This window comes from Mycobacterium ahvazicum (assembly GCF_900176255.2).
Taxonomy (GTDB): domain Bacteria; phylum Actinomycetota; class Actinomycetes; order Mycobacteriales; family Mycobacteriaceae; genus Mycobacterium; species Mycobacterium ahvazicum.
Genome location: NZ_FXEG02000002.1, coordinates 679,737 through 702,665, shown reverse-complemented (window position 1 = coordinate 702,665; position 22,929 = coordinate 679,737). Strand labels below are relative to the sequence as shown.

23 protein-coding genes and 1 pseudogene are annotated in these 22,929 nt (G+C 66.4%); 15 read left to right on the top strand and 9 right to left on the bottom strand.

All coding sequences use genetic code 11. From position 1 onward, the window contains the following. Positions 1-58: 58 nt before the first annotated feature. Genes MAAFP003_RS05600 through MAAFP003_RS05590 form a run of 3 tightly spaced genes read left to right on the top strand, consistent with a single transcriptional unit; the run spans position 59 to position 3,269 of the window. Entirely contained in the window at positions 59-868 is an 810-nt protein-coding gene (locus MAAFP003_RS05600; RefSeq protein WP_096285137.1) for an alkaline phosphatase family protein, read from the top strand. Positions 869-901: 33 nt separating this feature from the next. Continuing rightward, positions 902-2,233 carry a protein export chaperone SatS gene (gene satS / locus MAAFP003_RS05595; RefSeq protein ID WP_096285135.1) on the top strand — a complete coding sequence of 444 codons (1,332 nt, stop codon included), beginning with the start codon at positions 902-904 and terminating at the stop codon, positions 2,231-2,233. A 52-nt stretch (positions 2,234-2,285) separates the two neighbouring features. Further along, positions 2,286-3,269 carry a VWA domain-containing protein gene (locus tag MAAFP003_RS05590; protein ID WP_096285133.1) on the top strand — a complete coding sequence of 328 codons (984 nt, stop codon included), beginning with the start codon at positions 2,286-2,288 and terminating at the stop codon, positions 3,267-3,269. A gap of 4 nt (positions 3,270-3,273) precedes the next feature. On the opposite strand, the gene MAAFP003_RS05585 is transcribed toward MAAFP003_RS05590, so the two are convergent. Then, positions 3,274-4,281 (bottom strand): VWA domain-containing protein, encoded by a 1,008-nt coding sequence (locus MAAFP003_RS05585; protein ID WP_096285131.1) that lies wholly within the window; start codon positions 4,279-4,281, stop codon positions 3,274-3,276. Positions 4,282-4,316: 35 nt separating this feature from the next. Then, positions 4,317-5,321, bottom strand: coding sequence for a cupin domain-containing protein (locus MAAFP003_RS05580; protein WP_096285129.1), 1,005 nt, complete (start codon positions 5,319-5,321; stop codon positions 4,317-4,319). A gap of 127 nt (positions 5,322-5,448) precedes the next feature. Here MAAFP003_RS05580 and MAAFP003_RS05575 point away from each other — a divergent pair, with 127 nt between their 5' ends. From MAAFP003_RS05575 to MAAFP003_RS05560, 4 genes are all read left to right on the top strand, one after another. Then, a complete protein-coding gene (locus tag MAAFP003_RS05575; protein ID WP_096285127.1) occupies positions 5,449-6,108 on the top strand; it encodes a GntR family transcriptional regulator in 660 nt (219 codons plus the stop codon). Between the two features lie 156 nt (positions 6,109-6,264). Then, positions 6,265-7,518, top strand: coding sequence for a PPE family protein (locus MAAFP003_RS29880; RefSeq protein WP_096285125.1), 1,254 nt, complete (start codon positions 6,265-6,267; stop codon positions 7,516-7,518). 16 nt (positions 7,519-7,534) lie between these two features. Next, entirely contained in the window at positions 7,535-7,798 is a 264-nt protein-coding gene (locus MAAFP003_RS05565) for a CDGP domain-containing protein (protein ID WP_096285123.1), read from the top strand. 33 nt (positions 7,799-7,831) lie between these two features. After that, positions 7,832-9,244, top strand: a complete 1,413-nt coding sequence (locus MAAFP003_RS05560) for an HNH endonuclease signature motif containing protein (protein ID WP_096285121.1) — start codon at positions 7,832-7,834, stop codon at positions 9,242-9,244. On the opposite strand, the gene MAAFP003_RS05555 is transcribed toward MAAFP003_RS05560, so the two are convergent. Genes MAAFP003_RS05555 through MAAFP003_RS05545 form a run of 3 tightly spaced genes read right to left on the bottom strand, consistent with a single transcriptional unit; the run spans position 9,241 to position 12,022 of the window. Beyond that, a complete protein-coding gene (locus tag MAAFP003_RS05555; protein ID WP_096285119.1) occupies positions 9,241-10,329 on the bottom strand; it encodes an adenosine deaminase in 1,089 nt (362 codons plus the stop codon). The two genes, MAAFP003_RS05560 and MAAFP003_RS05555, sit on opposite strands and share 4 nt — an antisense overlap. Beyond that, positions 10,326-11,624, bottom strand: coding sequence for a thymidine phosphorylase (locus tag MAAFP003_RS05550; protein WP_096285117.1), 1,299 nt, complete (start codon positions 11,622-11,624; stop codon positions 10,326-10,328). The genes MAAFP003_RS05555 and MAAFP003_RS05550 overlap by 4 nt, the downstream gene beginning before the upstream one ends. Next, a complete protein-coding gene (locus MAAFP003_RS05545) occupies positions 11,621-12,022 on the bottom strand; it encodes a cytidine deaminase (RefSeq protein WP_096285115.1) in 402 nt (133 codons plus the stop codon). The genes MAAFP003_RS05550 and MAAFP003_RS05545 overlap by 4 nt, the downstream gene beginning before the upstream one ends. 231 nt (positions 12,023-12,253) lie before the next feature. On the opposite strand from MAAFP003_RS05545, the gene sdhC reads away from it, so the two are divergent. From sdhC to MAAFP003_RS05525, 4 genes are read left to right on the top strand one after another with little or no spacing between them, the layout of a single operon-like run. Beyond that, a complete protein-coding gene (sdhC, locus tag MAAFP003_RS05540) occupies positions 12,254-12,592 on the top strand; it encodes a succinate dehydrogenase, cytochrome b556 subunit (protein ID WP_243393927.1) in 339 nt (112 codons plus the stop codon). After that, a complete protein-coding gene (locus MAAFP003_RS05535; protein WP_096285111.1) occupies positions 12,589-13,059 on the top strand; it encodes a succinate dehydrogenase hydrophobic membrane anchor subunit in 471 nt (156 codons plus the stop codon). Before sdhC ends, MAAFP003_RS05535 begins: the two co-directional genes overlap by 4 nt. 3 nt (positions 13,060-13,062) lie before the next feature. After that, positions 13,063-14,817, top strand: coding sequence for a succinate dehydrogenase flavoprotein subunit (gene sdhA / locus MAAFP003_RS05530; protein WP_096285109.1), 1,755 nt, complete (start codon positions 13,063-13,065; stop codon positions 14,815-14,817). Next, on the top strand, positions 14,817-15,596 hold the full coding sequence (locus MAAFP003_RS05525) for a succinate dehydrogenase iron-sulfur subunit (RefSeq protein WP_096285107.1): 780 nt from the start codon (positions 14,817-14,819) through the stop codon (positions 15,594-15,596). Before sdhA ends, MAAFP003_RS05525 begins: the two co-directional genes overlap by 1 nt. Here the strand turns inward: MAAFP003_RS05525 and MAAFP003_RS05520 are convergent. Further along, positions 15,568-16,014 carry a condensation domain-containing protein gene (locus MAAFP003_RS05520; protein WP_096285105.1) on the bottom strand — a complete coding sequence of 149 codons (447 nt, stop codon included), beginning with the start codon at positions 16,012-16,014 and terminating at the stop codon, positions 15,568-15,570. The genes MAAFP003_RS05525 and MAAFP003_RS05520 overlap by 29 nt on opposite strands. Before the next feature lie 70 nt (positions 16,015-16,084). On the opposite strand from MAAFP003_RS05520, the pseudogene MAAFP003_RS05515 reads away from it, so the two are divergent. After that, positions 16,085-16,696 (top strand): annotated as a pseudogene (locus MAAFP003_RS05515) (carboxymuconolactone decarboxylase family protein); the annotation flags it as partial. On the opposite strand, the gene MAAFP003_RS05510 reads toward MAAFP003_RS05515, so the two are convergent. Next, positions 16,635-17,567: a sigma-70 family RNA polymerase sigma factor gene (locus MAAFP003_RS05510; protein ID WP_096285101.1), complete on the bottom strand. Its 933-nt coding sequence runs from the start codon at positions 17,565-17,567 to the stop codon at positions 16,635-16,637. The pseudogene MAAFP003_RS05515 and the gene MAAFP003_RS05510 overlap by 62 nt on opposite strands. Positions 17,568-17,648: 81 nt before the next feature. On the opposite strand from MAAFP003_RS05510, the gene MAAFP003_RS05505 reads away from it, so the two are divergent. After that, complete coding sequence (locus MAAFP003_RS05505) at positions 17,649-18,494, top strand: mycofactocin-coupled SDR family oxidoreductase (protein WP_096285099.1); 846 nt, start codon at positions 17,649-17,651, stop codon at positions 18,492-18,494. A 32-nt stretch (positions 18,495-18,526) separates the two neighbouring features. Beyond that, complete coding sequence (locus MAAFP003_RS05500; protein ID WP_096290902.1) at positions 18,527-19,855, top strand: aspartate aminotransferase family protein; 1,329 nt, start codon at positions 18,527-18,529, stop codon at positions 19,853-19,855. On the opposite strand, the gene MAAFP003_RS05495 is transcribed toward MAAFP003_RS05500, so the two are convergent. Next, positions 19,833-20,126, bottom strand: coding sequence for a hypothetical protein (locus tag MAAFP003_RS05495; RefSeq protein ID WP_096285097.1), 294 nt, complete (start codon positions 20,124-20,126; stop codon positions 19,833-19,835). The genes MAAFP003_RS05500 and MAAFP003_RS05495 overlap by 23 nt on opposite strands. Before the next feature lie 176 nt (positions 20,127-20,302). Between MAAFP003_RS05495 and dacB1 the strand changes: the two genes are divergently transcribed. After that, entirely contained in the window at positions 20,303-21,550 is a 1,248-nt protein-coding gene (gene dacB1 / locus MAAFP003_RS05490) for a D-alanyl-D-alanine carboxypeptidase DacB1 (protein WP_096285095.1), read from the top strand. A 60-nt stretch (positions 21,551-21,610) separates the two neighbouring features. Here dacB1 and MAAFP003_RS05485 read toward each other — a convergent pair whose 3' ends face one another. After that, positions 21,611-22,636 carry a TQO small subunit DoxD gene (locus MAAFP003_RS05485; RefSeq protein ID WP_096285093.1) on the bottom strand — a complete coding sequence of 342 codons (1,026 nt, stop codon included), beginning with the start codon at positions 22,634-22,636 and terminating at the stop codon, positions 21,611-21,613. Positions 22,637-22,929 lie beyond the last annotated feature (293 nt).

Here is a 22,929-nt window from a genome sequence, read left to right as displayed (position 1 = left end):
TCCCCGGGTGTTTCGCGAGATCCGAAGTCTTGGCAGGTTGGCCGCAGCGGTGGGGCTGATGTGGCTGGCAGCCACCCCGCTGGCTCCCCGCGGGGCCGCCGCGGCGGCGCTGCCCCGGCCCGCGCACATCGTAATTGTGGTGGAAGAGAACCGTTCTGAAGGTCACATCATCGGCAGCCCGCAGAACCCGTTCATCAACGCGCTGGCCTCCCACGGCGCCAACATGACGGCGTCGTTCGCCGAAACCCACCCCAGCGAGCCGAACTATCTGGCGATGTTCGCCGGCAACACCTTCGGTCTGACCAAGGACTCGTGCCCGATCAACGCCGGCAACGCCCCCAACCTGGGCTCTGAATTGCTCAGCGCCGGTTACACATTCGTCGGTTATGCGGAAGACCTGCCCGCGGTGGGCTCACCGGCGTGCAGCGCGGGCAAGTACGCACGCAAGCACGTGCCGTGGGCCAATTTCACCAACGTGCCGCCAGCGAGTTCGATGCCGTTCTCCGCGTTCCCGCAGGGGAACTACGCCAGCCTGCCGACGGTGTCGTTCGTCATTCCCAACAACGACAACAACATGCACGACGGCTCGATCGCGCAGGGTGACGCCTGGCTGAACCGGCAGATGTCCGGATACGCCAACTGGGCCGTGGCCAACAACAGCCTGCTGATCGTGACCTGGGACGAGGACGACGGCGGCACCCACAACCAGATCCCGACCATCATCTACGGCGCGCACGTCCAGCCGGGCGGTTACCCCGAGCAGATGAGCCACTACAACCTGCTGTCCACCATCGAGCAGATGTACGGACTGCCCAAGACCGGCAACGCGGCCAACGCTCCCGCGATCGCCAGCATCTGGGCGGGATAGGCCGCTTCCCCGGCCGTCGCTATTGTGTGCCGCATGGCTGCTGACCTCGTACCCATTTGTCTGAGCCTGTCCGACGGCGACCGCTATACCGTCTGGGCACCGCGCTGGCGCGACGCAGGCGACGAGTGGGAGGCGTTCCTGGGCAATGAAGACGACCTGTACGTCTTCGAGGCCGTTGCCGATCTCGTCGCGTTCGTGCGGTCGGGTGCCGAAAACGACCTGACCGATCACCCGGGGTGGAAAGACCTGACCACCGCCCACGCGCACGATTTCGAGCCCGCCGAAACCAGACAGTTCGACCTGATCGCGGTCGAGGAGCTGGTGGCCGAGAAGCCGACCGAGGATTCGGTGACCGCGCTGGCCGGCGCACTGGCGATCGTGTCGTCGATCGGGTCGGTGTGCGAGCTGCCTGCGGTGTCGAAGTTCTTCAACGGCAACCCCAGCCTGGGCACGGTGTCCGGCGGCGTCGAGCACTTCACCGGCCGTGCCGGCGCCAAACGCTGGGATGCGATCGGCGAGGTCATCGGACGCAGCTGGGACGACGTGCTCAAGGCCATCGAGGGCATCACCAGCACCCCCGAGGTCGACGAGACGGCGGTCAAGAAGGCCGCCGAAGAGCTGGACGAAGAGCGCGAGGAAGAAGCTCCGGAAGAAACCGACGAGGACGAGTCCGACGGCGAAGCCGTCGACGAGGACGACGAGGCTGACGAAGCCGTCGACGACGAGGCCTTGGACGACGAAGAAAACGGAGACGAAGAAGAGGACGAGGAGGAGGAGGAGGATCGCGCGCCCGGCGACACCGTCGTCCTCGGCGGTGACGAGGACTTCTGGATGCAGGTCGGCATCGACCCGGTCCGCATCATGACGAGTTCGGGCACGTTCTACACGCTGCGCTGCTACCTCGACGACCGCCCGATCTTCCTGGGCCGCAACGGGCGTATCAGCGTGTTCACCTCCGAGCGGAGCCTGGCTCGCTACCTCGCCGACGAGCACGACCACGACCTGTCCGATCTGAGCACCTACGACGACATCCGGACCGCCGCGACGGACGGATCGCTGGCCGTCGAGGTCAGCGACGAGAACATCTACGTGCTCAGCGGGCTGGCCGAAGACTTCGCCGACGGCCCCGACGCCGTCGATCGTGAGCAACTCGACCTGGCCGTCGAACTGCTCCGCGATATCGGCGACTACTCCGAGGAGAGCACCGTCGACAAGGCCCTGGAAACCGGCAAGCCGCTGGGCAAGCTGGTGGCCTACGTGCTCGAGCCCGGCTCGGTGAGCAAGCCCGCGCCGCCGTATTCGGCGGCGGTGCGCGAATGGGAAGAACTGGAGAAGTTCATCGATTCCCGGCTGCGGCGTGAATAGGGCGCTACCCGCGTTCGTTTGACGGGTGTCCGAGTGTCCTCTTTACTTGCGGGTGTCGCTTCCCGTGATCGGACCGCTGCCAGTCTATGGATTTCAGCGTCCGGCCCTGCTGTTGTTCGGGCTGATCCCGCTGGTCTTGCTGGCCGTCTATGTCGTCGTTGCGGCCCGGCAGCGGCGGCGCCTGCGCCGCTACACCGAGGCGGAGGTGCCGCAGTCGCCATGGCGGCACCTGCCGATAGCCGTGTCGCTGCTGAGCCTGGCGCTGTTGACGATCGCGCTGGGCACCCCGACGCACGACATGAAGATCCCGCGCAACCGCGCCGTCGTGATGCTCGTGATCGACATGTCGCAGTCCATGCGGGCGACCGACGTCGAGCCCAGCCGGCTCAAGGCCGCCGAGGAAGCCGCCAGTAAGTTCGCCGCGGCGCTGACCCCGGGCATCAATCTCGGGCTCGTCGGCTTCGCGGGCACGCCGTACCTGCTGGTGCCGCCGACCCCGCAGCACCAGGCGACCATCGACGCCCTGCCGAAGCTGCAATTCGGCGATGGCACGGCGACCGGTGAAGCCATCTACACCGCCCTGCACGCCATCGAGGCGACGAACACGACCGGTGGGGATACTCCGCCGCCGGCCCGGATCGTGCTGCTGTCCGACGGCGGGGAGAACAGGCCGACCGATCCCAGTGATCCGCACGACGGTGTCTACACGGCCTCGCGGCTGGCCAAGGACCAGGGCGTGCCCATCTCGACGATCTCGTTCGGCACCAAGAGCGGCAGCATCAGCCTGGACGGCGTGCAGGTGAACGTTCCGGTCTCGACGGACCAGATGAAGAAGGTCGCGCAGCTGGCCGGCGGGCAGGCCTATACCGCGTCCAACCTCGACGAGCTCACCAAGGACTACCAAGCCATCCAGAAGGAGATCGGGTATCGCACCGTGCCCGGGCCGGGTGGTTCCGGGTGGCTGCGCCTCGGAGTGCTCACCGCGTTGATCGCCACCGTCTTGGCGCTGCTGATCAACCGGCGCCTGCCTACCTAGCTCGTCAGGCGGGCAGCCTGCGGTTGAGGAACAGGCCGGCCAGCACCGCGCCGGCCAGCACCACCGAACCGAGCAGCAGCCACGCCAGGCTCGCATCGCCCTTGACCGTCTCGTAGCCGATCTGGCGCTGCAGCGTCGCGTAGACCTCCTTGAGGGACTGCAGGCTGTCGGCGTGGAACGCCTGGCCGTCGGTGATCTTGCAGATCTCCTGCAGGGTCTGGTCGTCGACCGGAACCGGAATTGTCGCGCCCTGGTAGACGACGGTGCCGTCGGGCGTACCGAACGAGATCGTCGAGATCTGCACGCCCTCGGCCTTGGCCGCGCGGGCCGCGGTGAAGGCGCCCTGCGGCGCGTTGGGGTCCAGCGGCACGTTCTCGGCGCCGTCGGACTCCAGCACGATGCGCGCCGGGGGCGGGCCGTCGCCGCCGCCCATCACCGCACCAACCGTCGCGATCGCCTGTAACGCGGTGAAAATGCCTTCTCCGGTGGCGGTTTTCGGAGCCGGTTGCAGGCCGTCGATCGCCGCCTTGACAGCACCGCGGTTGGTCGTCGGCGACACCAGCAGGGTGGCGTTGGCCGCGAACGCCACCAGCCCGAGGTTGATCGCCGGCGTCAGCTCGTCGGCGAACTGCTTACCGGCCTCTTGCGCGGCGGCCAGCCGGTTGGGAGCCACGTCAGTGGCGGCCATCGACTCCGAGACGTCGATGACCAGCATCACCACCGCGCGGTTGAGCGGAATTCGGACATCGGTTGTCGGCCCGGCCATTGCCGTCGTCAGCAGCACCAGCGACGCCGCGAGCAGGATCGTCGGGATGTGGCGCCACCGCGACAGCCGTGCGGGCGCGACGCGCTCCAGCACCTCCATGTTGGCGAACCGCAGCACCCGTCGGCGCCGGGCGAATTGCTGGACGACGTAGAGCCCGATCACCAGCAGCACGGCCAGCAGCGCCAGGAAGAACCATCCGTGCTGGAAGCCCGTGAGCGACACCGGACCCAGCAGTGGCAGCTTCATGCCACGCACATTACGTGGCGCCGCAGCGACACGGTTCAGCCAGCGACGAGGTCCCGGCGCGCAGTGAATTTGATGTCGAGACTGCGCAGGTGGGTCTGCAGCCCGGCGTCCTGCACGGGAATCAGGTGGGCGGGCTGATCGGTCTCGTTGAAGTGGGCGTGCCACATGCCCGGCGGAGTGGTGAACGCGCCACCGGCCTGCCAGTCCACCCGGATCGGGTCCACGATGTCGCCACGCTCGTCGAGGCGCGTACCGAGCAACGAGTAGCAGCCGCTGGGCGGAGCATCGAGAATGAGATCCAATGCGACAGACTGGTGCCGATGCGGGCGCTGCTCCTGGTTGGGCGGCAGCACGCCGAACATTGCCCACAGCACGTGGGTGATGGTCAGCGTCTGCTCCTGGTTCTCGTTGGCCAGCAGCACGCTCACCCGGCTCTTGTCGTTGGCGCCGGGACGCGACGCGATCTCGTCCAGCTTGGCCACCGCGTCCGTGCGGCAGAACTTGGTCGCGGCGAACCGCGGCTCGCGGGCTTCGGCGCCCAGGTAGCGCAGCAGCGGCTCGTCGTGCACCCAGTACATGGCCGCCTCCGAGTCGGCGTAGAACACCGAGCGGGCACCGGCGGGCAGGGTCAGGAAGTCGCCCTTCTCCCACTTGACCAGCTGGCCGTTCACGGCGGCGAAGCCGTGCCCGAACAACACGTAGTACAGCTGCGAGGTGGCGTTGGGGCTGGTGTCGATCTGCTCGCCGGCGCGGATGCGCAGGAAGTTGGCCAGCAGCGCGGGACTGGTCGCCGCTCCGCTGATGCCCAGGTCCGCGGACAGATCCAGCGGCACGATTCCGGTGGGCTCGTCCATGTAGACCTCGGGTCCGAACTGGGTAACCGGAACCTGCGGCGCATACCCAGAGCCGATCGGATTGGCGGCCTTGGAGTACTCGAAGTAGCGGGCTTCATCGGCCCAGTCGGCGAAACGGCCCTCGAACCCGTACTCGGCCACGTTGGTCATCGGGGCGGGAATCGTCGGGTCCAAGTTCACGGACATCGCGCATCTCCTTCAGGCTCAAGTACATCTTGTGTTTGAATCGTATCTATCTTGTATCTCAGTGTCAACCGCAACGTCGTGTACGGTATGGGCACCCTGAGATACGACTGAGCTACAAGGGGGCGCCGTGGCAGCGACCGCCAAGGACCGCGCGCTGGAGTACGTCAAGACCCAGGTGCTCACCGGAGCGTTTCCCGGCGGCGAACTGATCAGCGAGGGTGACGTCGCGACCGCGCTGGGCATGTCGCGGACCCCGGTGCGCGAGGCCTTTCTGCGCATGGAGGCCGAGGGCCTGCTGCGGTTGTATCCGCAACGCGGGGCGCTCGTCGTGCCCGTCTCCCCTGACGAGGTCCGCTCGGTGATCGAGGCCCGGCTGCTGCTCGAGCAGTACGCCGCGCGCAAAGTGGTCGGACGCGGGCCCGCCGGGTGTGCCGCCGTGTTCGAGCGGTTGATGGCCGAGCTGCAACGGCAGCGCGATACCGCGGCGGCGGGCGACTGGCGGGCATTCCTGGACTCCGACCGCGCCTTCCACGCCATCACCCTCGAAGAGTCGGGCAACGCGATTCTGTCCGGCTTCTACTCCTCGCTGCGCGACCGGCAGATGCGGATGATCGGCGAATCGGCGTTGCGCGAACAAGATCGGGTGGCGACGATCATGCGCGAGCACCTCGCGATCGCCGAGGCACTGCGCGACGGCGATCTGCCACGAGCGCAGCAGGCCGTGCAGACCCACCTGGTCAGCACCGTGCGCGCTATCGGTCTGGCCGTCGACTCGTCGTCGATCTGACCCGCGGCCGACACGGACTTATACACACGTCCAAAACCTTCCGAAGCCGAATTCCGCGTGCTAGAAATCCCTACGAGGGGGTCGACCTCTTCGGGCGGGGGTTTGTGCCAGAACGCTTCGCCGTTTTTACTGGTCCGTCCGAAAGGCAACGCCGCCATGGACTTTGGATTGCTGATGCCGGAAATCAACTCCGCTCGCATGTACTCCGGACCCGGGTCCGGCCCGTTGCTGGCCGCCGCGGCGGCCTGGGGCGAACTCGCCGCTCAGCTGGAATCGGCTGCCGGCGGCTACTTTTCGGAAGTCTCGGGCTTGACCGGGCAGACGTGGTTCGGCCCGTCGTCAATGCGGATGGCCGCCGCCGCCGCACCCTATGTGGCCTGGCTGCAGGCGGCCGCCGCGCAAGCCGCCCAAACCTCGGCTCAGGCATACGCGGCGGCAGCGGCCTACGAGGCGGCCTTCGCGATGACGGTCCCGCCGCCGGTGATCGCCGCCAACCGGGCGCAGCTGATGGCGCTGGTCGCGACGAACTTCTTCGGGCAGAACACCCCGGCGATCGCGGCCACCGAAGCCCAGTACGGGCAGATGTGGGTCCAAGACGCCGCCGCGATGTACACCTACGCCGCCGACGCGACGACCGCGAGCACCCTGACGTCCTACGACGAGCCGCCGCAGACCACCAACCAGGCCGGCCAAGCCGATCAGGGCCGCGCGATGGCCCAGAGCGCGGGCAATCTCACCAGCGCCCGCACCCAATCCCTGGTGCAGCAGGTATCGACCAACACCACCGGGCCCGGTGGCATCGACTACACGCCGGTCGGCGACGCCGACCCGCCGATCCCGCCCGGAACGTCGGCCAACGTGCCGCCGCTGAGCATCATCTCCGTCGGGACCAACTCGCACATGATCGTCGACGCCGGGTCGGTCACGATGGCACCCACCGGCGCCGCCGGCTTCTTCGAAGTCACGGCCCAGAGCGGTTCGACCGTCACCCTCAACCCCGGCAGCGTCTTTACCGCCGGAGCCTTGCAGTGGGTGGACGCGACCACCGGCGCCAACGTGAGTGGCGTCGTGAACGTCGGGGTTGGCGAAACCGTCACCCTTACCCCCAAATTCGCCATCGGGGCCTTCGGCTTCCTCAACGCGGGCTCGGCCACCCTCGGTCCGGGAACCGGCATCATCACCGTGAACGACACCGCCGTCGGATTCGCCGGCCTGTCCGGCGCGACCCTCACCAATGCCGCGGGCAGCGTCTCCTACACCTCCGTCCCCGTGCCCGCATTGGCCACCCCCGGCCTGGCCGGAACCGCGGGAATTCAACCCCAATTCAACGCCGAGGGCCTCGCCGATTGGGGCCGCCACGTGGCCTCCGCGCTTCTCCCCGAAGGCGAAGCCGCGGCGGCATTGGGCTAAGCGGTAGCGTCGAACCATGAAGCGCAGCATCGTCGGCGGACTGGCCGTCGTGCTGATCACCGGAGGGCTGCTCACCACGGCGCCGCCGGCCCTCGCCGGCTGCCAGTACGGCGGACCCGTGATCAGCAAGTGCGACGGACCCATCCAGCCCGACGGCACCTGGGAACGTTGCGTCGTGACGCACAATCTGGTGCCCAACGGCGCCAGTTCCTTCTTTGTGCCCGAGCGGACCTGCAACGTAATGGGCCCCGGGGGATTCGACCCGCACATCGACGGCTGAGGCTTGTCGGACCCCTCTTCTATACTCGAACACATGTTCGATGCATCGGGGCTGCTGACTCGCATCACCAACGCGGCGCGCGCGGAGAACCAGGCCGCGGCGGCGCGTCTTGACGCGATCGGCGATCTGTTCAGGTTGCGGGTCGCCCAGCACGGCGAGCGCGCGCAGTGGGCGGCCGACACCAGTGACGCGGTTGCCGCCGAGGTCGCGGCGGCACTGCACACCAGCGTGGCGATGGGCCACAGCAACCTGCGTTACGCCCGCGCCATGCACGAACGGCTGCCCGCCGTCGCCGCCGTATTTCGCGACGGGGACATCGACTTTCGGCTGTTTCGCACTATCGCGTTCCGCACCGACCTGATCTCCGATGCCGAGGCGTTGGCCGTGGTGGATGCCCAGCTGGCGATCAAGGCGCCGCGCTGGCCGTCGATGACCAGCTGGAAGCTTGCGACGGAGGTTGATCGGATCGTCGCCAAGATCGATCGCGACGCGGTGCGCCGGTCGCGCGAGTACGCGGAGGACCGTTATTTCAAGGTGACGGCGATGGAGGCGGGTACGGCACTGCTCAACGGCACGGTGTTCGCGACGACGGGGCAGGCCCTCGATCGCCGGCTCGACGAACTGGCCAAGACGGTGTGCGACGACGATCCCCGCACGATCGAGCAGCTGCGCGCCGATGCGCTGGGTGCGCTGGCCGCCGGCCATGACCGGCTGACGTGCGGATGTGACCGCACCGATTGCCCGACGAGTTCTGCACCCCGGCAACCGAATTCGGTCGTGATCCACGTAGTCGCCGACAGCGCCACCGTCGACGGGTCCGGTACGGCTGCGGGATTTCTCTACGGCGACGGCATCATCCCGGCCGAGGTTGCCCGTGAGTTAGCGAAAACGGCCAAGCTGCAACCGATTACCGTAACGATGACCACAGAATCAGGATATACACCGTCCCGGGCGCTGACAGACTTCGTGCGGGCCCGCGATCTCACCTGCCGGGCACCTGGGTGCGACCGGCCAGCGACCGAGTGCGACATCGACCACACCGTGCCGTTTGGCGACGGCGGTGCCACGCACCCATCGAATCTCAAGTGTCTATGCCGAAAACATCACTTGCTCAAGACTTTTTGGGGCTGGCGCGACCAGCAACTGCCCGACGGCACTGTTATCTGGACCCTGCCCGATGGACACACTCGCGTCACCACACCCGGCAGTGCCCTGCTGTTCCCCGCCCTGTGCGCCGGTGCGGATCCGCCACCGATCGTCGCGATGCCGGACACGCAGTGCGACAACCGCGAAACAATGATGCCGCTGCGGACCCACACTCGCGCGCAGAACCGTGCCGCCCGCATCGCCACCGAGCGCCAGCATAACCGCGCCGCCCGCGAAAAGCGCCGCGCCGCAGCAGTAGCCGTTCCACCCCCAGACGACGACGAGCCGCCGCCCTTCTAGCCGATCAGCACCGCGTACCGCGGCTTGATCACGTCGTCGATGAGCGCGAGCCGCTCGTCGAACGGAATGAACGCCGACTTCATCGCATTGATGGTGAACCGCTCGAGGTCGCTCCACCCGTAACCGAAAGCCTCTACCAGCCGGTGCATTTCGAGGCTCATCGTGGTGTCACTCATCAGCCTGTTGTCGGTGTTGACGGTCACCCGGAACCGGGCCCTGGCCAGCAGATCGAACGGGTGGTCGGCGATGCTCTTGACCGCGCCGGTCTGCACGTTCGAGCTCGGGCACAGCTCCAGCGGAATTCGCTTGTCACGCAGGATCGATGCCAGCCTGCCCAATTCGACACCGCCGCCCTCGACGACTTCGATATCGTCGACGATGCGCACGCCGTGGCCCAGCCGGTCCGCTCCGCAGAAGGCTATCGCCTCGTGAATGGACGGCAGACCGAACGCCTCACCGGCATGAATAGTGAAGCGCGCGTTATGGTCTCGCATATATTCGAATGCGTCCAGGTGTCGCGTCGGCGGATAGCCGGCCTCGGCACCGGCGATGTCGAAGCCGACAACTCCCTTGTCCCGGAATCGAATTGCCAGCTCGGCGATCTCTCTCGACATCGCGGCGTGGCGCATCGCGGTCACCAGAAGACGCATCACGATCGGACGGCCCGCCGCGGCGGCGGCCTTCTCGCCGGCGGCGAAGCCTTCCAGTACAGCATCGACGATCTCGTCGAAGGACAGCCCGCGGTTGATGTGTAGCTCTGGCGCGAAACGGATCTCGGCATACACCACGGAGTCTGCCGCCAGATCCTCCACACACTCGTAGCCGACCCGGAACAGCGCCTCGGGCGTCTGCATCACGGCCACGGTGTGCGAGAACGGCTCCAGGTAGCGCTCCAGTGAACCGCTGTGCGACCGAGTGCGAAACCAGGTCGCCAGCTCGTCGGCGTCGGTGGCGGGCAACTCGTCGTAGCCGATCTGGCCGGCGATGTCCAGCACGGTCGACGGGCGCAATCCCCCGTCGAGGTGATCGTGCAGCAGCGCCTTGGGCGCCTGCTGGATCTGCCGCAATTCCAGCGGGGCGCTCACGAGGCGATCCCGATGATCAGCGGTCGCGGCGGCGGTGCCGTGTCACCCACACTCCAGCCGCGGTCCAGCTCGGCCAGCGCGGCATCGAAGCGTTCGGGGGTGTCGGTGTACAGCGTGAACAACGGCTCACCGGCGGCAACGGGCTGGCCGGGGTGTCGATGGATCCGGACGCCGGCGCCGGGCTGCACCTGCCCACCCGGGCGGGATCGGCCCGCGCCGAGTCGCCAAGCTGCCAGTCCCACTGCCATAGCGTCGATGTTCCCCATTGTGCCGCTCCGCGTCGCGATCACGGTCTCCGAATGCGAACCGATTGGCAACGGCACGGACAAGTCGCCGCCCTGGGCCGCGACCAACCGGCGGAACCGGTCCATCGCGGTGCCGTCGCGCAGGGTCTGGGCCGGATCGCGGCCGTCGATCCCGGCCAGCTCCAGCATCTCGACGGCCAGCCGGATCGTCAGCTCCACGACATCGGGTGGTCCGCCGCCGGCCAGCACCTCGAGCGCCTCGGCGACCTCGAGCGCATTGCCGACCGTGGCGCCCAGTGGGCTGTCCATATCGGTCAGCACCGCCCGCGTGGGCACACCGTGGGCCACACCCAGCCCGACCATGGTTTCGGCCAGTTCGCGGCATTGCGCCTCCGAGGTCAGGAACGCACCACCACCGACCTTCACGTCGAGCACCAGCGCGCCGATGCCCTCGGCCAGTTTCTTGCTCATGATCGAGCTGGCGATCAACGGCAGGGAGTCGACCGTGGCGGTGATGTCGCGCAGTGCGTAGATCTTCTTGTCGGCGGGCGCCAGTTCACCGGCGCCGAAGATCGCCGCGCCGATATCGCAGAGTTGTTGATGCACTTGATGTTTGGATATCGACGCGCTGAACCCGGTGATGGATTCCAGCTTGTCCAGGGTGCCGCCGGTATGGCCGAGCCCACGGCCGGAGACTTTGGGCACCGCACCACCACAGGCGGCGACGACGGGCACCAGCACGAGCGTGGTCTTGTCGCCGACCCCGCCGGTCGAATGCTTGTCGACGGTGGCCAGCGGTTTACCGCCGGACCGCAGATCGCTGAAATCCAGCCGGTCGCCCGACGCCAGCATCGCCGCTGTCCACCTGACGATCTCGCCATGGTCCATGCCACGCCAGAAGATCGCCATCAACAGCGCCGCCATCTGCTCCTCGGCAACGCGACCATCGGTATAGGCCGCGACGACCCAGTCGATCGCGGCATCGGACAACCGACCCCCGTCACGTTTGGTTCTGATGACCGTAGGCGCGTCGAATGCGAAGTCAGTCAAGGACGTTCCCGGGTGAGATCATCGGCATCGAACGGATCGGGCAGTAGCTCTTCGAGCCGGCGGGGGCCGGCCGGATGCGCGACCAGCAGGTCGCGTCCGCCGTGCTCCAGCAGGAGTTGGCGGCAGCGCCCGCAGGGCATCAACAGCGCTGCCTGTGAGTCAACGCACACCAGGGCAACCAACCGGCCGCCACCGGTCGTATGCAGGGCGGACACCACGCCGCATTCGGCACACAGACCAAGGCCATATGAGACATTCTCCACATTGCAGCCGGTGACCACGCGACCGTCGTCGACCAACGCGGCCGCACCCACCGGGAACTGCGAATACGGGGCATAAGCTCCCGTCGATGCCTGTATTGCTCTGTCCCGCAGCATATTCCAATCAATAGCAGGCATACCGCAACCCCAATCACCGATCGGCCGAGTCGAGAAAGCCACCCTAACCCTGGCACGAAAGCGCCGTTGAAGAACGATGTTGGCCGGTTCCGGACCCATCTCTGCCGGGCTAAGCTCGATTGCCCGGCTTTAGTTTCGCGGATGAACAAGGGAACTGGTTTGAGCACTGAGACCACCGAGCCATCACGCAAGCGGCGGCCACCACGGACCCTGTATCGGGGAGATCCGGGGATGTGGTCGTGGGTGCTGCATCGCATCACCGGCGCAACGATCTTCTTCTTCCTGTTCGTGCACGTCCTGGATACCGCCCTGGTCCGGGTGAGCCCGCAGACCTACAACGAAGTGGTCGCGACTTATAAGACGCCGATCGTCGGCCTGATGGAGCTCGGCTTGGTCGCCGCGGTGGGATTCCACGCACTCAACGGGATCCGCATCATCTTGATCGACTTCTGGGCCGAGGGTCCCCGCCACCAGAAGACGATGCTGTGGGTCGTCGCCGTCGTCTACCTGTTGGTCATGGTGCCCGCGGCAGTGGCCATCGGTGTCCACATGATGGAGCACTTCCGATGAGCAGCCCCGACCTTCAGCTCGGCCGGGGCGAGGTAGCGCCGGTCCTGCAGCGCAGCCACGATCGCCCGCCCAGCCTGGACAACCCGCGCTCACCCCGGCGGCGGTCTGGCATCCCCAACTTCGAGAAATTCGCCTGGCTGTTCATGCGGTTCTCCGGCGTCGCGCTGGTCTTCCTGGCGATCGGGCACCTGTTCATCATGCTGATGTGGGACAACGGCGTGTACCGCATCGACTTCAACTACGTGGCGCAGCGCTGGGCGTCGCCGTTCTGGCAGTTCTGGGACCTATCGCTGCTGTGGCTGGCGCAATTGCACGGCGGTAACGGCCTGCGCACCATCATCGACGACTACAGCCGCAAGAACAGCACCCGGTTCTGGCTGAACAGCCTGCTGCTGTTGTCGATGGGATTCACGTTGGTGCTGGGTACCTACGTGTTGATGACGTTCAACCCCGATGTCGGAGGCTAACCCGTGATCCAGCAACACCGATACGACGTGGTGATCGTCGGCGCGGGCGGTGCCGGGATGCGGGCAGCCGTCGAGGCCGGCCCCCAGGTGCGCACCGCGGTGCTGACCAAGCTGTACCCGACCCGTAGCCACACCGGCGCCGCCCAGGGCGGCATGTGCGCGGCACTGGCCAACGTCGAGGACGACAACTGGGAGTGGCATACCTTCGACACCGTCAAGGGCGGTGACTACCTCGCGGACCAGGACGCCGTCGAGATCATGTGCAAGGAAGCCATCGACGCGGTGCTCGACCTGGAGAAGATGGGGATGCCGTTCAACCGCACCCCCGAGGGCCGGATCGACCAGCGCCGCTTCGGCGGCCACACCCGTGATCACGGCAAGGCCCCGGTTCGGCGCGCCTGCTACGCCGCGGACCGCACCGGCCACATGATCCTGCAGACGCTCTACCAAAACTGCGTCAAGCACGACGTGCAGTTCTTCAACGAGTTCTACGCGCTCGACCTGGTGCTCACCCAGACGCCCAGCGGCCCGGTGGCCACCGGCGTCGTCGCCTATGAGCTGGCCACCGGTCGCATCCACGTCTTCCACGCCAAGGCCGTCGTGCTGGCGACCGGTGGCTCCGGGCGCATGTACAAGACCACCTCCAACGCGCACACGTTGACCGGCGACGGTATCGGCATCGTGTTCCGCAAGGGACTTCCGTTGGAGGACATGGAATTTCACCAGTTCCACCCGACCGGACTGGCCGGTCTGGGCATCCTGATCTCGGAGGCCGTGCGCGGCGAGGGCGGCCGGCTGCTCAACGGCGAGGGCGAACGCTTCATGGAGCGCTACGCCCCGACGATCGTGGACCTGGCCCCCCGCGACATCGTGGCCCGCTCGATGGTCCTGGAGGTCCTGGAGGGCCGTGGTGCCGGGCCGCATAAGGATTACGTGTACATCGACGTCCGCCACCTCGGCGAAGACGTGCTGGAATCCAAGCTGCCCGACATCACCGAGTTCGCCCGCACCTACCTGGGCGTCGACCCCGTCCACGAGCTCGTCCCCGTCTACCCCACCTGTCACTACGTGATGGGCGGCATCCCGACCACGGTCTCCGGACAAGTGTTGCGGGACAACACATCCACCGTCCCCGGCCTGTACGCGGCCGGTGAGTGCGCATGCGTCTCCGTGCACGGCGCCAATCGGCTGGGCACCAACTCGCTGCTGGACATCAACGTCTTCGGCCGCCGCGCCGGCATCGCCGCGGCCAGCTACGCTCGGGGCCACGACTTCGTCGACATGCCGCCGAATCCGGAGGCCATGGTCGTCGGCTGGGTGGCCGACATCCTGAGCGAGCACGGCAACGAACGCGTCGCCGACATCCGTGGCGCCCTGCAACAGACGATGGACAACAACGCCGCGGTGTTCCGCACCGAGGAAACACTCAAGCAGGCGCTCACCGACATCCACGCGCTCAAGGAGCGCTACTCGCGAATCAGCGTGCACGACAAGGGAAAACGATTCAACAGTGACTTGCTGGAAGCCATCGAGCTGGGCTTCCTGCTGGAGCTGGCCGAAGTCACCGTCGTCGGCGCCTTGAATCGCAAGGAGTCCCGCGGCGGACATGCCCGCGAGGACTATCCGAACCGGGACGACGTCAACTACATGCGCCACACCATGGCTTACAAGCAGGGCAGCGAGCTGTTGAGCGACATCGCGCTCGACTTCAAGCCCGTCGTGCAGACGCGCTACGAACCCAAGGAGCGGAAGTACTGATGTCTGAAGAGGTCGGGGAACCACCCCTGCCCGCCGTTCCGGACGGCGCCGTGATGGTGACTCTCAAGATCGCCCGGTTCAATCCCGACGATCCCGATGCGTTCGCGAAAACCGGTGGCTGGCAAAGCTTTCGGGTGCCGTGTCTGCCCAGCGACCGGCTACTCAACCTGCTGATCTACATCAAGGGCTACCTGGACGGCACGTTGACCTTCCGGCGATCCTGCGCCCACGGCGTCTGCGGATCCGACGCGATGCGGATCAACGGCGTGAACCGGCTGGCCTGCAAGGTGCTGATGCGCGACCTGCTGCCCAAGAGACCGGGCAAGTCCCTGACGATCACGGTCGAGCCGATCCGTGGTCTGCCGGTGGAGAAGGACCTGGTCGTCGACATGGAGCCGTTCTTCGACGCCTACCGGGCGGTGAAGCCGTACCTGATCACCAGCGGCAACCCGCCGACCCGCGAGCGCATCCAAAGCCCGACCGACCGCGCCCGCTACGACGACACCACCAAGTGCATCCTGTGCGCGTGCTGCACCACCAGCTGCCCGGTGTTCTGGAGCGAGGGCACCTACTTCGGCCCGGCCGCGATCGTCAACGCGCACCGGTTCATCTTCGACAGCCGCGACGAGGCCGCCGCTGAGCGCCTCGACATCCTCAACGAGGTCGACGGGGTGTGGCGCTGCCGCACCACGTTCAACTGCACGGAGTCCTGCCCGCGTGGAATTCAGGTCACCAAGGCGATCCAAGAGGTCAAGCGCGCGCTGATGTTCTCACGCTGAGCCCGGCGGTGTGGCACTCGGCGACCAGGTCGTCGACCACCGCCCGCCAGGCCGCTTCGTCGATGCACAGCCGGCTGGCGGTCAGCACCACGCGGTCGGGTTCGCCCGGCAGCAGCGAGACCGCGAACAACCGGCCGGTGTGCATGTCGAAACTGGCCAAATGCCGCGCAGTGACGTCGGTGACGCTGCCGCCGGGTGGTTCCACCCCCCACGCCCAGCCGCCGCCCGGTCGGGTCATCCAGATCTTCAATTTCGACTCGAACACGGTGCCCAGGTCGGGGTGAGCAGCGAAAACCGCGTCGACCGCGGCCCGGACGCGAGCCTGGTCCAGCCGCGGCTCGGCGACCAGCACCTCGCTGTGGGTGGCCGGCTCGATGTCTTCCAGGCGGGGCGGCTCGTCGAAATAGCAGTAAGTCATCACCCCACACTTGCCGGGGATCCTTATCGGATTCTTGGAAGAAGCTTGGTCACACTCCCCGAAGCTGCGTCGTCTTGAACGTATGACTCAGAAAACACGCATCCAGCCGCTACCACCCAAGAGCGCCGGCCTGATGACCCGCGCCATGTACCGGATCGCCAAGCGGCGCTATGGCCAGGTGCCCGAACCGTTCGCGGTGGCCGCGCATCATCGCCGGCTGATGGTCGCCGGCGCCGTGCACGAGACCCTGGTCGACCGGGCGTCCCGCACGCTACCGATCAGTGTCCGTGAGCTCGCCGTGTACTGGACCGCGCGCTCGATCGGGTGCTCGTGGTGCGTCGACTTCGGGTCCATGCTGCAGCGCCTGGACGGCCTCGACATCAAGCGGCTCAGGAAGATCGACGACTACGCCACCTCGGCGGCGTTCACCGACGACGAGCGCGCCGCGATCGCCTACGCCGACGCCATGACTACCGATCCGCACACCGTCACCGACGAGCAGGTGGCCGACCTGCGGGCGCGGTTCGGTGACGCCGGGGTGATCGAGCTGACCTATCAGATCGGCTTGGAGAACATGCGGGCGCGGGTGAACTCGGCGCTGGGCATCACCGAGCAGGGCTTCAATTCGGGTGATAGTTGCCGCGTTCCGTGGGCGACGGAAGGCGCAGCGGGGATCCGCTGAACTTGTCGGGATTAGCGACATCCCATAGGGCACAGACCTTTCCGTCGCGCACCGTCATCGCCATGATCCGGGGCATCATCTCGCGATACCCGTCGCCGGCGGGCACCCCCGCGGTGTAGCCGCCGAGTTCGCCATTGACCAACCCGAGCTGATACGTCGTGAACATCGCCGGGCCGTAGCGGTTGGCCAGGCCGAAGAAGAATCGCGCCACCTTGTCTGCCCCGTGGATGACGTTGATTGCGGTGGGCGCCTTGCCATTCGCGTCGCCAGTCAATGTCACGTCCGGATGCAGCAGCGCCACCACCGCTTCCAGGTCGCCGGAGGCCATCGCGGCCATCAGCTTGCCGACCACCTCGTTGTGCGATGGATCGGGTTCCGGCGGCGGCTGGCTCGCGACGGCCTTGCGGGCCCGCGAGGCCAGCTGCCGGGCGGCCGGCTCGTTGGTTCCCAGCACCTCGGCCACTTCGGCGAACGGCATCGAGAACCCGTCGTGCAACACAAAGGCGACCCGCTGATCCGGGGACAGCCGCTCCAGCACCACCATCGCCGCGAACCGGGCGTCCTCGCGCGCCACCACGGCAGCCAGCGGATCGGTGCCGTCAAAGCCGGTCACCACCGGCTCGGGCAGCCAGTTGCCGGTGTAGGTCTCGCGCCGGTGGGCGGCCGAGCGCAGCCGATCCAGTCCGAGCCGACTCACCACGGTCGTCAGCCAGGCGCGCAGGTCGGTGATCGTCGCGTCTTGTCCGTCCCAGCGCAGCCACGCTTCCTGGACGATGTCCTCCGCGTCGGCCACGGTGCCCGTCACCCGGTACGCAACCGCCATCAGATGGGGGCGCAGCGCTTCGAAATCGGTGACCTGCGTTGCGGTCATGTCCCGAGCCTATGCGCATCCTGACTACAACTGTGCGCGCACTGGCTGCCGGCGGCCCCGGTCCGGCAGCACAGTGGATTCATGACGGGGCGCTTGGAAGGCCGCTTGGAAGGCAAGGTCGCATTCATCACCGGTGCAGCGCGCGGGCAGGGCCGCGCGCACGCGCTGCGGTTCGCCGAGGAGGGCGCGGACATCATCGCCGTGGACATCTGCCGGCAGATCGACACCGTCGCTTATTCGCTGAGCTGTCCCGAGGATCTGGACGAGACGGTCAACCTGGTCGAGAAGACCGGTCGCCGCATCGTCGCCGAGCAGGCCGATGTGCGTGACTTCGAACGTCTTCAGTCGGTACTGGCGAACGGCGTGGCCGAGCTCGGTCGCCTGGACTTCGTCCTGGCCAATGCCGGCGTGGGGCCGGGCATCGGCCTCGCCGAGCCGACGATGGATTCCTACGTCGATGCGATCGACATCATGCTCAACGGCGTCTACTCCACGATCGAAGCGGCCTTGCCGCATCTGCTCGCGCACCAGGACGGCGGGGCGGTCGTCATCACCAGCTCGGCGGCGGGCTTCAAATCGATCGGGCGCGACTTCGACACCCGCAACCCGGGCCTGGCGGGCTACACCGCGGCCAAGCACGGGGTGATCGGCCTGATGCGTTATTACGCAACTACATTGGCGGAGAAAGAGATTCGAGTGAACTCCGTGCATCCGACCGGGGTGGGGACGCCGATGATCCACAACGAGATGATGGACAGGTTCCTCGAGCAGCACCCGACGCTCGCGTCAGCCTTCACGAATCTGCTGCCCGTTTCGGTGATCGACGCCGAGGATGTCTCGGAAGCGATGCTCTACCTGTGCGCCAAGTCCGGCCGCTACATCACCGGCACGACGCTGTCGGTGGATGCCGGAATATTGCTTAAGTGATCGCCGCCCGTGGCGTTACGCTCGCTGACAACATGACTGACAATCTTTGGCTGCACTTCGCCCGGCACGGCGCCGACATCACCGCGCCGATCATCACCCGCGGTGAGGGCGTCATGATCTACGACGACCGCGGCAAGAGCTATCTGGACGGGCTGTCCGGGCTGTTCACCGTGCAGGTCGGCCACGGCCGCACCGAACTGGCAGAGGTCGCGGCCCGGCAGGCGAGCACACTGGCGTTCTTTCCGTTGTGGGGGTACGCGACCCCGCCCGCGATCGAGCTGTCCGAGCGCCTGGCCCACTATGCCCCCGGCGATCTGAACCGGGTGTTCTTCACCACCGGCGGCACCGAGGCCGTCGAGACCGCGTGGAAAGTGGCCAAGCAGTATTTCAAGCTCACCGGCAAACCCGGGAAACACAAGGTGATTTCGCGCGCGATCGCCTACCACGGCACCACCCAGGGAGCGCTGGCGATCACCGGACTGCCGCGGTTCAAGGCGCCGTTCGAACCGGTCACGCCGGGCGGCTTCCGGGTACCCAACACCAACTTCTACCGGGCGCCCGAACCCTTTCGCACCGACGCAAAAGCATTCGGGCAGTGGGCCGCCGACCGGGTCGCCGAGGCGATCGAGTTCGAGGGACCCGACACTGTGGCCGCGGTGTTCCTCGAACCGGTGCAGAACGCCGGCGGCAGCATCCCCGCTCCCCCAGGCTATTTCGAGCGGGTCCGGGAGATTTGCGACGAGTACGACGTGCTGCTGGTCTCCGACGAGGTGATCTGCGCGTTCGGCCGGATCGGCTCGATGTTCGCCTGTGACGACGTCGGCTACGTTCCCGACATGATCACCTGCGCCAAGGGCATGACGTCGGGCTACTCACCGATCGGCGCGATGATCGCCAGCGAGCGGCTGTTCGAGCCGTTCAACGACGGCGAGACCATGTTCCCGCACGGGTATACCTTTGGCGGCCACCCGGTTTCGGCTGCCGTCGGCCTGGCCAACCTTGACATCTTCGAGCGCGAGGGCATCAACGACCACGTCAAGGCCAACGCGCCCGCCTTCCGCGCCACCCTGGAGAAGCTGTACGACCTGCCGATCGTGGGCGACGTACGCGGCGAGGGTTTCTTCTACGGCGTCGAGCTGGTCAAAGACAAGGCGACCAAACAGACCTTCACCGACACCGAACGCCGGGCGCTGCTGGGCCACGTGTCCAAAGCGCTGTTCGAGGCCGGATTGTATTGCCGCACCGACGATCGCGGCGATTCCGTCATCCAGTTGGCGCCGCCGCTGATCAGCGGTCAGGCCGAATTCGACACGATCGAATCGATCCTGCGCGGCGTGCTCAGCGATCCAGCGCGGCCCTAGCGGTGCCGGTGGCCATCACCAGCTGACGGGCGTGCGCCGCGCTCGGGTTGTTCACGAACCGCGACAGCGAATTGCACAGCCAGGCCAGCGCCGACCGCGCCTCGGGATCGCCGGTGGCGTCGCGATGCATCTCCAACTCGGCCAATACCTGGTCAAGTCCGGTCCGCCGTACCTGGGTCGACTTCTCCACCTGTTTGAACAGCTGCTCCAGCGATCGCGGCGAGCTGCCGGATCCGTTGGTGCCCGCGCGGCGCCGCCACTTCGACCACAATCGCTCGCTTGGAATGGCGCACCCTTTTCGACGGCTGATGGCTGACGGCTGTTGGCCCCTGCCAGCGTAGTGGGTTGCCGGAGCCTGCGCCGCACGGATGAACTTGTCACATCAGCCTCAGCAGTCACAGCGCGGCTCCCGGCAATCGGGCGCCCCATCGCCTAGTCTGCACACCAATGCCCCGCTCAAAAGCTCGCCTACGTTCTGCATCCTGCCTGGTTGCGGCGGTTTTCATGACCGCTGCCCCGGCCGCTTCGGGCATGCCCACCGCGCTCGCGGAGCCGAGCCCCGGCGCCAACGCCGGGGCTCCCAGCTGCCCGTACAAGGTGAATACTCCACCCGCGGTGGACTCGTCGGAGGTGCCGCAGGCCGGCGATCCGCCGATGCCGTTGGCGGTGCCCGCCAAGCCGGTCGGCGGCGAGGCCCTGTCCGGCTGCGGCATCGTCACCGCGCCAGACACCCCGGCGCTGCCGACCGACGTCTCCGCCGACGCCTGGCTGGTCGCGGATCTGGACAGCGGCGCGGTGATCGCGGCCAAGGATCCGCATGGCCGCCACCGCCCGGCCAGCATCATCAAGGTGCTGGTCGCGATGGCCTCACTGAACGCGCTGCCCCTCAACAAGTCGGTGACCGGAACGGCCGACGACGCCTCCGCCGAAGGCACCAAGGTCGGCGTGGACGACGGCGGCGTGTACACCGTCAACCAGCTGCTGCACGGGCTGCTGATGCACTCCGGCAACGACGCGGCACACGCGCTGGCCATGCAGCTGGGCGGAATGCAGCAGGCGGTGGAGAAGATCAACGTGCTGGCCGCCAAGCTCGGCGGCCAGGACACCCGGGTGGCGACACCGTCGGGACTGGACGGGCCGGGCATGAGCACCTCGGCCTACGACATCGGCCTGTTCTACCGGTACGCCTGGCAGAACCCGACTTTCGCCGACATCGTCGCGACGAAGACCTTCGACTTCCCCGGTCACGGCGACCACCCCGGCTATGAGCTGGAAAACGACAACCAGCTGCTCTACAAATATCCGGGCGCGCTCGGCGGCAAGACCGGCTACACCGACGATGCCGGCCAGACGTTCGTCGGCGCGGCCAACCACGACGGCCGACGGCTGGTGGCGATATTGCTGCACGGCACCCGGCAGCCGATCGCGCCCTGGGAGCAGGCGGCGCATCTGCTCGACTACGGCTTCGCCACGGCGCAGGGCACCCAGGTCGGCGCCCTGATCGCACCCGACCCGTCGCTGGCGCCCAAGCAAGAGCCCGCCGCGGATCGGCTTGGGGCCGGGTCCCAGGCGGCGGGGCTACTGCCCTCGGCCGACGCGTTGCCGGTGCGGGTGGGTGTGGGCATCATCGGGGCGATCGTCGTGTTCTCGTTGATCATGGTCGCGCGCTCGATGAACCGCCGGCCGCAGCACTGAACGCCATCGTGACGCTCGCCGGAACCGGCATCACCCCAACATTGTGGCGGCCACCGAAGGTCACGCTCCGGTAACCGGTTGTTGCCACCGGACGCCGCTCACGTCGGTGAGGGAAAGTGTGTAGCCCCGACTCCTGTCAATAGCTGCGGCCCCGGTGTTGATGGAGATCCGCGCTTTGCCTCCCAACGGTATGACCAGGCCACACGTCCCCGGTTTCACCTCTGCCACGTTGTAATTCACGATGTCGCTCTTGGGGAGTTGGCTCAGCTGCGGACCCGCGACCTTGAAAATGGTCGTATCGTTATCGAGTAGAGCAACACTGACCAGGAATGAGCCATAGACATCCACGCCTTCGGTCCGATAGACCGTAAACCGCAAACCGCCGCGCGTGATCCTGGCATCCGAGATTTTGACGACAGGTTTGACCGATTTGTTATGCAGGGGCCCATAGACACCGCCATGAAAGTACTGGTTGGTCGCCAGCGTTGCTGAAAGCACCGCGGCCGTCGCGATGACGATCACGGGCTTTCTGACCTTCAATTCACCCGAAGCCAGCCATGTGAAATGTTTGCTCCGTGTGAAGCTCAAGCCCTTGCGCCTGAGCAGAGCATCGACTGAGTACTCGCCGCCTCCGCTGAGCAGGAACGCGGCCCCCGAGGCGATACCTAGAATTCCGATCTGCCATTCGTCGAGACAGGTGGTACCCAGCCAACCCGCGCCAAGCAGAATGCCGAGGGCCAGCAGCATGGCAATCGCACCCATGGTCCGGGTAAATATCCCGAGCATCAGAAACAATCCGACGAGCGCTTCCACCATTGTGAAGGCAATCATGGACCATTTCAGGAGATCCGGGTGCATCACCAGGTAGCTTATGATCGGTTTGATGCCCAGTGCGTTGGGAAGGAAATTGTTGAACTTCTCTCCGACATATCCGGGGCTGCTGGCGTCCAACTTGTCAGCGAGAACTACCCTGCGCCAAAATGCAGAAAAATAGGTCCACCCGACAACCAGTCGGAGCGGAAAGAGAATGAGCGCAGCCGACGAGCCTTGGGTGCCGGGCTCAGTAGTGAGATCCTGATTTCGCATTGAAAATACCATCCTTAAAAAAAATCGGAATGATTATGACAGTGGATGGCCGAAGGAATTGGCGAGCACTATCCGCAGCTGCGGGGAGCGGAATTCACTCCGGCGGTGGGCTATTCCTCAGCGCCGGAGTGAGCAGAGCAAATGAAGGCGAGCGCGTCCGCTGAAAATATGAGGAGGTGCCCTCGCGTTGCCTGCGGAGACGTCGATCCCCTGGGCAAAACCGACCGCGGGCGTGCTGGGTGAGTCGTCAGTACCAGTAGGCGAACCATTGGCAACGAGAGTGAAATCGCTGC